Raw genomic sequence first — 12,731 nt, forward strand, 5'->3', positions numbered from 1 at the left:
GATAACAGCAACGACCTTGTGCATACGCATGAGGTCGTTTTTGCTTATCCCTTGATGCTCTCTAAGCTGCTACCTCTATGATGTAGTAAGAGTATATACACAAAAGGAAGCGTTTTCAATCATTATTTCTAAAGTTTTTTTCGTTATAAAAGCCGTCAGCGTTCGACAAAAAAGCTACTGTATGAGCAGTAAATTCGTCTAATTGGACTTGGTCTCGACTGAACGAATACCTTCCATCTCTTGAAGCAGTGACAGCAGTTCCTCCACTCCCTCTGACCGGGACAGCTTTAAGAGCATATGAATAACCAACTGCTCACTGTTATTGATGCGCTCGACGTGAAAGCTGTGAATCGTCAGCTTCTTGTGCTTCAGCAGTTCTTTGATCCGATTCAGTACGCCCGGCTCATTGTCGACCTGAACAACTACTTGTTGCGTGGACGGGGTAGCCATCTGATAAAAACGACTATGGAGCAAGGACTGAGCCGCTAAAATAAACAACGTTACACCTGCACCAATCCCATACATCCCTGCACCTACGGCAATACCGATTCCGGCGGTAGTCCAGATGCCTGCGGCAGTGGTCAGTCCTTTAATTCTATTTTTTTGTGTAAAAATCATCCCTGCGCCGATAAAGCCTACTCCACTTATAACCTGTGCTGCTATTCTGGAAGGGTCCAGCGACAGGTTAGACCAGACGGCTTGATCCTGAAAACCATATTTGGATACCACCATCATGAGCGCTGCGCCAATACCGACAATGAAATGCGTGCGAATGCCCGCTTCCTTCATCCGACTTTTGCGCTCATAGCCGATTAACGCGCCGCATAATCCTGCAAACATAACCCGAATCAGATAATCCCAATCCCACATACTTTTTTCACTCCACTATAGTTTATGTTTTGAAAGATGTTGCCTCAAAGTATACAATTCAAAAATGCTACGGCAAATGAGCCATTTATACAGCTGTTATTTTGTTATTACCCAAATTTTAAGGAACCCTCACTTCATCCTCTGGCAGATTGCGATGTGCCTTCCTTCCCTTGAGCAGCCATAGCTGCGGTGTATCCTGCACACCATCAAGGCGCAAGCTGAACGCCCCCGCTGGTAAATTGCGTACACGCAGCAATAGACGGTTTCCGTCTGCTACGGCATCCACAAGCTCCAGCAGCGTTAGTGAATCGTTCCTTAGGTGGCGGCTCAGGTCGCATGTTGTACCTGCTCTGTCCTCCCGGCTCCAAATACGCAGCTCATCTACAGACGGCGTGGCAATTCGCTTGTTGAAAGAAATAACCACCTCATCTTCGGCTGAACGTTCCGCCCTTAGCGGTTTGGGCGGCTCATCGTACATGTAACCACCCAAATGGTATTCATAGGCGGTCCAGGCGTCGTAGTCGCCCTCCAGGGCGGTAGCCCCGAACCGCCGCGTCCATTCGCGGTCTCGAACCATCCGCGCGAGCGAACCGATATCCGCCTGCACCCCGAGGGGCAGGCCCGGATAAGCGGCGCGAATCGACTGCGCGATGCGGGCGTAGCCGCGAATATACTGTGGCGGCAGACGGCGGCGCATCCAGTCCGGCCAATGGGTCTGGATTACGTGCATATCCGGGGCGACGCACCCGATCATGGCTACCGCGTCCAGACCCTGCCATTCCCGCAGCTGGCCGGGAACATCGCCGCGCCCGCTCACAGCAAGCGACCATGTCGCCACGCAGATGTCCGGCCGGACATCGCGCACACCGCCTGCGCCGTTCACCAGCTCGCTGATCAGGCCGTTCACGGCGTCCACGCGCAGGTCGACCCACTGCGCGTACAGGTTCGGAACCTTCCGGTAGTAATTTCGCGCATGCTTGTTGCGGAAATCCGGAATGTTCTCACCACTGCGCTCGCGAAAGGCACGCTGTGCATGCGGCCCAATATCCCCGTACACTCCACTGCGCAGCCCGTTCCATTCGGGGAAATAAGGCTCTGCCACCTCGAACCCGTCGAACGGAATGTCGGTGACGAGCCGGGCAGCGGCTTTCTTTTTCCATTCCACATACTCCTGGGCAAAATGCGAAAGCCGCTGAAATCCGTCGTTCGGTTCGCGCAGCAGCTCCATACGCCATTCTTTCCACTCCGGCGGTAGCTGGGACACGCCAAAAGAGCCGTTGCCTAGCACCATTGCCCACACCGCTATGCCTCTGCGTTGAAAAGCAGCAACAAGCGCTCCATCCACTTCATTTTCACGTACGACAAAATAATGAACGGTCTGGTAGCCCGCAAGGGCGATCTCATCTGCTATACTGTCCCGCGAACGGTTGGCGTAATAGGGAAACAACGGATCGATTTGAATACTGGGGCCGCTTAGTGCCCACGGTTTCATTTTTCCGGTCAGTGCTATAGCGTCTGTCGATTCGGGTCGGTCATTTGCGTTATAGCTCAATTCGATCCACCTCCGTCACTCGGTCTTCTCCATACTTGTTCCTGCTATATATTTTTGCTACAAGTTCCTGCTGGTTCGCCTATGTTACCATATTTCGCAAATGGGATAAAATCCAGCTGTGACTGTTTCACCATCAACGTCCAGAGGTATGGAATAACGAGTCAGGTTTAGTTTATGAACGGAATGGGAGGAATAGTCAATGGCAGAGCAGAGATTGCAAGGAAAGATAGCAGTGGTCAGTGGTGGAGGTTCAGGAATTGGCAAGGCGACCGCGATCCGTTTTGCAGAACAAGGCGCCAAGGTGGTCATGCTGGATCGGACACCCAAGCATGCAGAGGAGACCAAAGCAATCATCGAGCAAACTGGCGGCGAGGCGCTTGTACTGGAATGTGATATATCCAAGCCGGATATGATTCAGCAGGGGTTCGCTAAAGTCGTGGAAACGTACGGAAAGCTGGATATCGTGTTCGCCAATGCAGGCATTAACGGCACCATGGCCCCTATCGAGACACTGGAACTGGAGGAATGGGACCGCACGATGAACATTAACCTTCGCGGCACCTTTGCTACCGTTAAATATGCCGTCCCTTACCTGAAAGAACGCGGTGGCAGCATTATCATTACCAGCTCCATCAACGGTAATCGAACCTTTTCGGGCATTGGATTCTCAGCCTACGCCTCCACCAAGGCAGCTCAGGTTGCTTTTATGAAAATGGCAGCGCTGGAGCTGGCACGTTACAAAATTCGGGTCAACGCGATATGCCCGGGAGCTATCGACACGCAAATTGACGATAACACGTACCCTTCGGAAGACTTGAAGAAGGTACAAATTCCAGTCGAATTTCCGAAAGGCGGAGAGCATCCGCTAGAGGATGCCCCTGGTGAGCCAGAGCAGGTTGCCAATCTGGTCCTTTTTCTCGCCTCAGACGAGTCATCTCATGTATCGGGTACAGAAATTTATGTAGACGGAGCAGAATCACTACTGCGTTAAGTATTAGAATGGGGAACGTTATACCCATACTACTGTTTAGGCATTCTTAGCAGCCTTATCCCTAGTCATATACTTGTGGAATAGGCTGCTTTTGTATGGCTTTACAACGACTTTATGTCGACCTGTCAGCACTATGCACAGCTCCTTTACGCGAGCGGACATACAGCCTGCCTCCCGGAAGCACCTCGAACAACAGCATCAGAAGAGAAAAGAATAGGAGCGCAATGGCCTCTTCTGCCACAATATACAGAGGATATGGCCCTAAAAAATCTAATATCGACGGTGTTGACGGCTTTCCGGCCAGAAACATGTAGTTAGCTCCGAGAGCATCGTCTACGATCCACACTATCAGCGCCAGGCCATTCAGAAAAAGCATCACTCCTCCCACACTTTTCCACGTCGGTCGGAGTCCTTCTATCCAGGTCATATACAAGGCTGCCAGAATAATAGCACTATGAGCTATGAAAAAATGGATAAAACGATAATGCGGAAATGCGTATGCCAAATTAGGCGTGAGTACGGCTTGAAGCGCCCCTCCAATTCCGGCAAAAAGGATGATTGGATATAACGATCGGCTTCGAAAAATGAGCATTAGGATAGACAGCAGCAGTGTCACACTGCACAGTTCTAATGGCAGTGAGGTCTGGACATCCCAAATATGCTGCATCACATACCAAATATTCAGAGTCACCTCTGACAGAATGAGGACTGTAATTAACAACCAGCGAATTCCCTCGCTTATAGGCTTGTTCGACCGAATCCATCCCCGAGTCAGCCACAGCATCAAAGCGCATACAATGAGTCCCAATATAGCCAACCCATGTGACGGAGTAAAAGCCTCGAACCCTTCTGGCGCGTTGGCGTCGAACCAAGGCCCTGACCACGACCTATCCATAGCTAGCCCCCTTTGATCTCTTTCTCTCTTCGTTGCATTCTATTTTATACCCAATAGCCGATTATGTTCTAGCCGTGTTTCTTGCTTGTTCCATACCTTACCTTTATGATAAAAGATATTATATTCAAAGGAGAACCCTCATGGCCATTAATCGCCGATTAATTACAGATCAGGATTTCAGCGAGGCACTGGAACGTCATCTGCGTGTCCGGGTATTTCAGGATGACCAATTGATTGGCTCTGGCGGAATCATAATCCGTTTTGACGATCAAACCATTGTCGTGCAATCCAGCGTCAGTGATCTGGCTTACCACCCCAGAAAACAATGTGAGTTTTTTGAAATTAAAAAATAGCCACTACACACCGGGGAACCATTTTGCTGCGTTTTCCGGTGTATAGCGGCTATATTTTGTTTGTATATATCATGCCTCACATGATGGTTTCTGTTATAGTTGCATTCCACGTGTTTTCATCATGAGTTTATTCGTAAGCACTTTCAAATCCTCGGAAGAAGACGAAATTTCCTGCATAATTGCTGTCTCCTCATGAGCAGCCTTATAAATTTTATGAGCTCCTTCAGAGAAGGCCCCTGACATTTGCTGAATACGATGGATCTGCTCAAAGGTTTGATCTACCCGATTCGTCTGCTCCGTCACGGCTTCTTCCATTAATCGGATGCTCTCGACAAATTCACGTACAATAGCGTTCAAACGGTTCAGCGTCTGATCCACAGAGCTTGTCCGTTCCGCCTCAGCACTGACCAATGACGTTTGCTGATGCATCAACTGCACTGTCTCTACGATTTGTGACTGGACACGGCTAACGATGGCATTTATTTGCTGCACAGACTCCGTACTTTGGGCGGCAAGTGCGCGAATTTGGTGAGCCACTACCGCAAACCCGTTCCCTTCTTCTCCCGCACGCGCCGCTTCTATGGAAGCATTCAACGCCAGCAGATGGGTCTGTTCAGCAATATCCTTCACGGTGCTTGTAATCGCTTCAATTTGGGAAGCTTCTTTTTCCAGTCGTGCAATTACCTGCTGCGAACGACCATGTGATGCTGTCAGTTCTCCCATTCCATCCATCAGGGATGAAAATACAGTCTGCGTCGAATCTACTGAATGCTCCATATGGCCTGACAGTTCCAGCATATGCCCCGATTTGCTACGCATCATTTTAAAATCGCCCAGCATTCGGTCTGCTGTTTTAATAGATTGGGCAGATGCTTGCTTTTGCTGCTCCACGCCATTCAAAATATCTTCTACCACCGAAGACATGGACTCAATTTGCGTGGTAGCCTGCACAATAGCCAAGCTCAGATTTTCCGCACTTTGCGATGTTGTTCTGGTGCTGTACGAGATCTCATTGAACATATCTTTAATGTTCAGCATCATATGCCGAAATGCATCATACAGAACTTTGATTTCATCCTCCGAACGACGTTCAGGAATTACAACAGACAGATTCCCCGCCGAAGCTTCCTCTGCCGCCTTTGCCAACCTAACAATTGGCCGTGTGAGTAATTTTGAGATCAACCAGCCCAAAATGCCACTCCACAGGACACCCAATAACAGAATGATCGAAGTGTACACCCATTCTTGTGTACCTTGAGCAAGCCAGTCCTTGAGTACAAAAATAAAAAAAGCGCTTGTTCCATAGGTTATTGCAGAAATTGAGACAAATGCAGTAACCATTTTCGTACCTAGTGACATCTTCATGTACTGTAGCCCACCCCAAAAAACTCAAATTTGATTCCATTTTACCATAAAATTGCTACATTTCTAGTAGAATTTTTCACAGACAGATATATTTATGAGCATAAAGATACAGAGTCTTAAGTCCCCTATCCTAATTACAAAAAAACAATATGTTACCAGGTAGCAGCTTGCATCTTAAAACGGACGAATCGCGCTGTCACAAGCTTTACAGGCCATTCGTCACATCTTAAGCGAGCTGTTACCGACAAAGTCAATTTCCATTATTAAAAATCATTGTCATTTTTCTGGTCAACGACTGCTTTCTTAATCGCTTCAATTGTGTCTATTTGGTGACTGTTTTTTTCCAGTACAGTAAATTCCCATACACCAATGGTCAGCTTTTCTCCTTGCTGGATATCAAAACGCTCTGAAAGCATCCATCCGCCAATCGTATATACGTCTCCGGCCTCAATATCCGTCTCCAAGCGCCGATTGACCTCATGAATGAGCGCCTGTGACTTGAGTATGTAACGATGATCATCTGTTTTTGTAATGAGTGGAGTTAACGCTGCGGGGGTTTCGGTGTCGGTATAGGAAGGAATGTCTCCAACAATTTCCTCCATAATGTCCTCCAGTGTGACAAGTCCAGATGTTCCACCATATTCGTCCACCAGCACCGCTACTGGAATGCGTCGTTTTTGCATCTGAATCAGCAGATCCCGAGCCTGAACCGTCTCGATAACCTGAAGCACCGGGTGAATATAAGAAGCCATCGTCGTATTCCCTGTGCTGTGCCCACGTGCCAAATCATGCAGGGCTTCCTTGACGCGAATCATTCCGATAATACGATCCCGGTCGCCATGTTCAGCTACAGGTAGAAAATTATAAACTTTATCCTCGATCAGCTCCATAAACTCGGCCACTGTTGCCTGGTGGGAGATGGAACGGATATGGATGCGCGGTACCATAATTTCCTGCGCCGCACGGTCGTCAAAATCAAATACATTGTTCAGATATCGATATTCTGTCGGTGTAATTTCACCACTACGAAAGCCTTCAGATAACGCCAAACGAAGCTCAGCTTCACTGAGTGCTGCATCTTCTTCAGATACCTTTTTGAGCCCGAATAGACCCGTAATGACACGCGATGAACGACTGAGCACCCAATTCAGGGGATAGGTCATTTTATAAAATATCGTGATCGGACGGGCAAAAAACAATGCCATGGGTTCAGCAATCTGTATGGCGAATGTTTTCGGTACCAGCTCCCCAATGACCACCTCGAAATAGGTCAAGATCAAAAAAGCCAGCAAAAAGGAGAGCACTCCCGTCAGGCCTGCTGGAATATGAGCCAATACAAACAGGGGGTGTAGCAGATGTTCAACAGTTGATTCCCCTAGCCAGCCTAGCGCCATTGAGGTTAATGTGGTTCCGAGCTGACAAGCAGATAAATACTCGTCCAGTCGAGACAGAATGTTTTTAACGGCTTTCGCATTTTTGTTGCCTTCAGAGGCCAATTGATTGATGCGAGATACCCGCACACGAATAATGGAATACTCCGAGGCCACAAAAAACGCAGTTAATGCGATAAGTAAAATAACCAGAATGATATTTATCGTTTCCATAGCCCTCTCTTGCTCCGTTCATGACGAAGCAAGAAGCACCCCCTTTGACATTCATTTTTGGATGGAACCATAACATAAGTAATGATGTCCATAATCGTGTATTACCCAAAAATGACAAGGAGTAGACTATGTATGACCCTGTTAGCGAATCGCCAGCGGACTCTTTTGCACGATATCTATCCATTGATCAGCTATCAACTGATGCCCAACCGCTGTCGGATGAACCCCATCATGCAGCCAATAGGAGGCGTCCGTCTGGGTAGCTGCTTCGTTCAACATGCTCTGGAGCGGCACAAATACGGCCCCAAATTCGTCCGCAAGCTGACGTACAATACGCTGGTACCCCGTTATTTTTTCTTGCCAAATGTCCCATCGCGCCTCGGTAGCTCCCGTTTTCAAAATAAACGGTTCACACAACACCAGCCCGATATCGGGCATCACTTCACGCGTTTCTTCCAGAAGGTGGCGATAGGCTCGTTCAAATCGGTCCGTCACCCCGGACGGCTCCTGCTCGACGATCCGCCAGGCATCGTTCACTCCGATTAGAATACTGAGCAGGTCTGGCTTCAGGCTAAACATGTCCTCATTCCAGCGTGCATACAAATCCGAAACTCGATCCCCCGAAATTCCCCGGTTCACAAATTCTGGCTGCGTAGTAGTCAAACGGCTCCCCAATGCACCTGCGATCAGATACACATAGCTCTGACCCAGCCAATGGTTCGCGTCCTCATTTCGTCCCCTTCCTCCGTCTGTTATAGAATCTCCCTGAAAAAGAATACGTGCATGTTCTGTACTCGTCATCTTCCTAACTTCCCCCTTCACATTTTCCAGTAATACCCTTATCATACCTCGCATCTTCTAAATTATAAAGCGGTTTCAAAATATAGAAGAATTATAGATTTGCCATATAGCCGGATTCACTAGCTTAATTAGGGTAGGAATCCGGGGGCAAAGGCAATCAAGTCATTTCACACCGCTCGGTACTTACACACCTCACGAAAATTACAGCCTCCGCACGCTCTGCGTGAAGGCATCGGAGTGAAGAAAGACTCGGGCTTGGGGCGATTATAATAATCATCATCGAGACAGGATTTCATTTCATCGATGTATCGTCCGACATTACCAACCACTTTGTCGATATCCTCTTGCGCGGGACGATATACCTCATGCTCTCCTGTCATCAAATACTCCACACGTACCTCAATCTTCTCCAAAGGAAGCTGATAGTGCTCCTGCACATAGGAAGCATACAAAAAAAGTTGGTCGGAAAAATCGCCTTCCTTGCCTGTTTTCCAATCCACGATGACCATGTCTCCATTGTCTCTACGATAGAGCAAATCCATTTTGACATACACTTTCGTCTCATGAAGGAGCATCGTATCCCACTTCTCCACTTCTACAATTCGGGCCTTTCCCTGTTGCAGTTCACGCCAAACCGCAGTACGGTACAAATTGTGTATCACCGCGTGCTGTCGCTCCTTAATAAGGGCGATCCGTTCCGGAAGCACCTCGTCGTCGTAATAAACCTCCGCCAGCATGACGCGATTTTTCGGATCTTGTAGCCATAGCTCACGGTGTAGCGATTCCTTGTAACTGTTATTCAACATGTTCTTCATAGCTGTCTCGAGGTATGCTGTGCGCGGGATAGCCCCTTTTTCCATCCATCCACGTATGACTGATTCACACATTTGATGCGTAATATTCCCGAATAAAATATATAAGTTGCTCAGTTGCTTGAGCCGATACAACGTAACTTGCTCTTCAGTGCCCTGTGCCGAATTCCAGCCATTATGCGAGCCGTAATAATGATAATAGTATTTGCGTAAGCATTCATCGAACGTTTGAGCCCTCGATTGCGAATAGGACCAGGACGGGTATATAGCCATGACAGGCCCTCCTTCATTAAAACTATCATCTCTTTATTATAACGCAAACCCAAGCTGTATCGGCGATAAAAAGGACGAAGACTTTAACCCATGGGTTAAAGTCTTCTACTGACTGACTAGTTTGTAGACTCGCAATGAGTCCGTTCAACATGTATCAAATCACTAACATTAACAGCACCGTCCTCACGGACGTTGACAACAAGTACCGGAGTTTCTAGCATGCCGCTGATCCACTCCTTATAATCATCCACATGATCATTCGGAAGAATCGTCAAGATGACACCAGCAAAGCCACCACCATGTACTCTGCATGCGCTGTTATCAATTGACTTTAAATACATTTCGGTTAAAGCCAGTGCAACCGATACGTCTTGTTCCCGCGCAATCCCACTTCTATATACGTTTTGGAGCCATTTCCATGAGGAATTACCAGATTCGGTAACGAGCCTCATGAAATCAGTAAAGCGCCCCTCCTCCAGTGATTTCACCTGTTCATCCACACGTCTATTTTCTTCAAAAAAATGCAACGCCCGCAGTACTGCACGGTCTCCTGCTTTTTCCCTGACCATTTTAAGGTTGGCATATAGATCCTCCGGCAATAAGTCACGGCAAACCGAAGCGTCTAAAGACTGAGCCACTGCAAACATTTCGTTGGGCACCGCCGCATAATCGTCCGTTAAATCAGCATGATTTCCACCTGTATTTACAATAACGAGGGAATATCCGTTTTGTTCAAAATTCCAATGAACAGGATTTATGATCGGTTCCTTGGGATTTTCAAAGTCAATGGAAATCAAGCCGCCATACGCGCAAGCCATCTGATCGAGCAGCCCCGACGGCTTGTTCCAATAGCCATTTTCCGCATACTGACCAATTTTGGATTTAGCAACAGCATCTAACGCTCCCTCGTTATAAAAATGATTTAATATCGTACATATCAACATTTCAAAAGAAGCGGAAGAGCTTAAACCTGAAGCAGAGAACACATTGCTTGATATATAAGCTTGGAATCCCCCGATACGGTATCCGAATTCAAGTAGACCAGCGGCAATGCCACGGATCAGCAGCATCGTACTGTCATCCTCCGGTTTTGGCGACAAGTCAGTTAAATCGATGACGTACTTCGTCTTGTAGCCTTCAGAAAAGAATGTAATTACAGACTCCTCCACTTTAGAAGCTGCAGCGATGGTATCGAGTGTAATACTGCCTGCCAGCACCTTCCCGTGATTGTGGTCTGTATGATTTCCACCAATTTCGCAGCGCCCCGGAGCACTAAACAGTTCAATATCCCCTACACCAAAATGCTCCCGATACGCCTGTATAAGGGATTCATATCGAGTCGTTTGCTCAGAGATTTGCTGTTGACCGTACATTCGGGCAAGCACCATTTGTCCCTCTCTGGAATTCAATAGTTCCATATCTTTCATCGTATATCCCCCTAATTGTATGTGTTTTCCTATGCTGGAATGATACTATCATTATCTCAATTTTCCCTGTATGAAAGTATGGCACTTTTAAAATTTGTAAGCGCTTATTTTAATCGCTTTACTGAGCATTTTACCAATATAACAAAAAAAGAACCAGCCCCTAATTGGGCCGGTTCCTTGAATTTCTTTTTAGTCGCGTTTCAGTACATATTCCCCATCATTATTACGAGTTACTGTGGCGCCAAGCGCCTCGGCAACTGGTTTGAAAGGAACATACAATGTACCATATTCATCCGTATATGGAGCTTGTGGCAGCGTCAATGTGCTTCCTTCCAATACAGCCTGTTTGGAGCCACTTTTCAGCTTAATCGTCTTACCTGTAATATCATCAATTACAGTAGTCTGTTTGGCAGCTGCATCCCATTTTAACTCGGAGCTCAGTTCGCTCGTCAGTTCACGCAATGGAATAAAGGCAGTACCACCACGATTCTCCAAGACGTAGTAATCGTCTTTAGGATCGAAAGTTGTTTCTACTTTTGTAATTTCCAAATCATTTTTTAAAATGTTGTAGATCGGAGAATTCGCTTCAAAATTGCGCAGCGTCGCTCCCGGAGTTAATTCAGCTTGTTTATTCAAGTCAATAACACCGTTAGAAATATCCACTTTATCAGCCGTCACACTACCATTGACGTTCCATGATTGAGTTTCGGTCAGAATTGTGAAGGACTTCACCGGAAGACCGTCCACATCTGGCAAAGCAACCGTCAGGTCTGTCGCCGCTTTGCGAACATTTCCTTTTTCATCAAAATACATGTCGCTTTTCAGAACCGTGTTAGCACTCAGAACCGTTTTGATTTCAGGGGACTGTGCATACATGGTGCTAACGCCTACATCATACTGATCAACGGCCAGATCCAAATACTTTTTAACTTCGGTATAAGCCTCATTGACCATTTTTTCTTTGTTAGCACTCAGTTCCGCTGTTACTTTATCACTACCTTCAATATTCATACCGGAAGCAATCGTTTTAGTCATATCAATGGCTTGCCCGATCAGCTCTTTCAAGCCTGCTTCGTCCTTGGCCAGATTCGCCAGGAACGGTTTTACCAATGTTACCAGCTCATCACCACGAAGTTCAGCATGCAGATGGGTCAGTTTCACTTTGTCTTTCTCACCGTATACTTCCTCGGTTACAGACGTTGCAGAAATGGTAGAAGGGTTAGGCGCATGCTTGAGCATAAGTGCAGCGGCTGTTTTCGTCAGTTCTCTCACGTCTTTGGAATATACATATGGATCAAATCCAGCAGGCAGACCGCTCAAACTCTCTTGCGAGTTCAAAGATATGTAATAAGGTTTTTTGGCACCTTCCAGTTGAATAGCCAAACCTTGGCGGTCTAAAGCAAGTTCAAACGGCAAATTATACTTATCGATGTGCAATGTACCTTTGGCAGAAGCAAGTTCCTCCGATTGTACTTTGGCTTCATCCACAGTGACGGAAATCGAATTAATCAAATCTACGATTTCCTTATCTCCTTGCGTGATTCCTTCTTTTGGAGTCAATTTAAGAGAGATTTTCTCCGTTGTCTGCTGGGATTTCACATCAAGTGTTCCCAATAAACTTTTACTTACATCAAATCCACCTACTGCCTGGCAACCTGTCAAAGCTACCATTAACAGAATAAGAGGGACGGCGATCCATTTTTTTATATTCATATTAATCCCCTTTCAAGATATTTCCGTAATCTCTTCTATTATCTCAGTGTTAACACGCATTGTAAATGAGTAGAA

11 protein-coding genes are annotated in these 12,731 nt (G+C 46.8%); 2 read left to right on the top strand and 9 right to left on the bottom strand.

Annotated features, from left to right (window positions below):
• Positions 1–198: 198 nt before the first annotated feature.
• Together NLX74_RS16930 and NLX74_RS16935 are read right to left on the bottom strand one after the other, a co-directional pair.
• Complete coding sequence (locus NLX74_RS16930) at positions 199–870, bottom strand: MgtC/SapB family protein (RefSeq protein WP_235307513.1); 672 nt, start codon at positions 868–870, stop codon at positions 199–201.
• Positions 871–988: 118 nt separating this feature from the next.
• Positions 989–2,362: an N-acyl-D-glucosamine 2-epimerase gene (locus NLX74_RS16935; RefSeq protein ID WP_254329441.1), complete on the bottom strand. Its 1,374-nt coding sequence runs from the start codon at positions 2,360–2,362 to the stop codon at positions 989–991.
• A gap of 259 nt (positions 2,363–2,621) precedes the next feature.
• Here NLX74_RS16935 and NLX74_RS16940 point away from each other — a divergent pair, with 259 nt between their 5' ends.
• Complete coding sequence (locus NLX74_RS16940) at positions 2,622–3,413, top strand: SDR family oxidoreductase (RefSeq protein WP_254329380.1); 792 nt, start codon at positions 2,622–2,624, stop codon at positions 3,411–3,413.
• 112 nt (positions 3,414–3,525) lie between these two features.
• Here the strand turns inward: NLX74_RS16940 and NLX74_RS16945 are convergent, their stop codons facing one another.
• Positions 3,526–4,308: a YwaF family protein gene (locus NLX74_RS16945; RefSeq protein ID WP_254329381.1), complete on the bottom strand. Its 783-nt coding sequence runs from the start codon at positions 4,306–4,308 to the stop codon at positions 3,526–3,528.
• Between the two features lie 140 nt (positions 4,309–4,448).
• Between NLX74_RS16945 and NLX74_RS16950 the strand changes: the two genes are divergently transcribed.
• The gene (locus tag NLX74_RS16950; RefSeq protein ID WP_025723740.1) at positions 4,449–4,661 is read left to right on the top strand and encodes a hypothetical protein; all 213 of its coding nucleotides are present in this window, start codon (positions 4,449–4,451) and stop codon (positions 4,659–4,661) included.
• Positions 4,662–4,754: 93 nt separating this feature from the next.
• On the opposite strand, the gene NLX74_RS16955 is transcribed toward NLX74_RS16950, so the two are convergent.
• The 6 genes from NLX74_RS16955 to NLX74_RS16980 form a co-directional block, all read right to left on the bottom strand.
• Positions 4,755–6,026 (bottom strand): methyl-accepting chemotaxis protein, encoded by a 1,272-nt coding sequence (locus NLX74_RS16955; protein ID WP_061831071.1) that lies wholly within the window; start codon positions 6,024–6,026, stop codon positions 4,755–4,757.
• Positions 6,027–6,289: 263 nt separating this feature from the next.
• Complete coding sequence (locus NLX74_RS16960; RefSeq protein ID WP_165176570.1) at positions 6,290–7,630, bottom strand: hemolysin family protein; 1,341 nt, start codon at positions 7,628–7,630, stop codon at positions 6,290–6,292.
• Positions 7,631–7,771: 141 nt separating this feature from the next.
• A complete protein-coding gene (locus tag NLX74_RS16965; protein WP_254329382.1) occupies positions 7,772–8,431 on the bottom strand; it encodes an SGNH/GDSL hydrolase family protein in 660 nt (219 codons plus the stop codon).
• 167 nt (positions 8,432–8,598) lie between these two features.
• Positions 8,599–9,516, bottom strand: coding sequence for a PD-(D/E)XK nuclease family protein (locus NLX74_RS16970; RefSeq protein WP_209950039.1), 918 nt, complete (start codon positions 9,514–9,516; stop codon positions 8,599–8,601).
• Between the two features lie 116 nt (positions 9,517–9,632).
• Complete coding sequence (locus tag NLX74_RS16975) at positions 9,633–10,943, bottom strand: galactokinase (RefSeq protein WP_254329383.1); 1,311 nt, start codon at positions 10,941–10,943, stop codon at positions 9,633–9,635.
• Between the two features lie 189 nt (positions 10,944–11,132).
• Positions 11,133–12,656 carry a copper amine oxidase N-terminal domain-containing protein gene (locus NLX74_RS16980; RefSeq protein WP_254329384.1) on the bottom strand — a complete coding sequence of 508 codons (1,524 nt, stop codon included), beginning with the start codon at positions 12,654–12,656 and terminating at the stop codon, positions 11,133–11,135.
• Positions 12,657–12,731 lie beyond the last annotated feature (75 nt).

The sequence above is a fragment of the Paenibacillus sp. MZ03-122A genome (assembly GCF_024213325.1).
GTDB lineage: Bacteria > Bacillota > Bacilli > Paenibacillales > Paenibacillaceae > Paenibacillus > Paenibacillus polymyxa_B.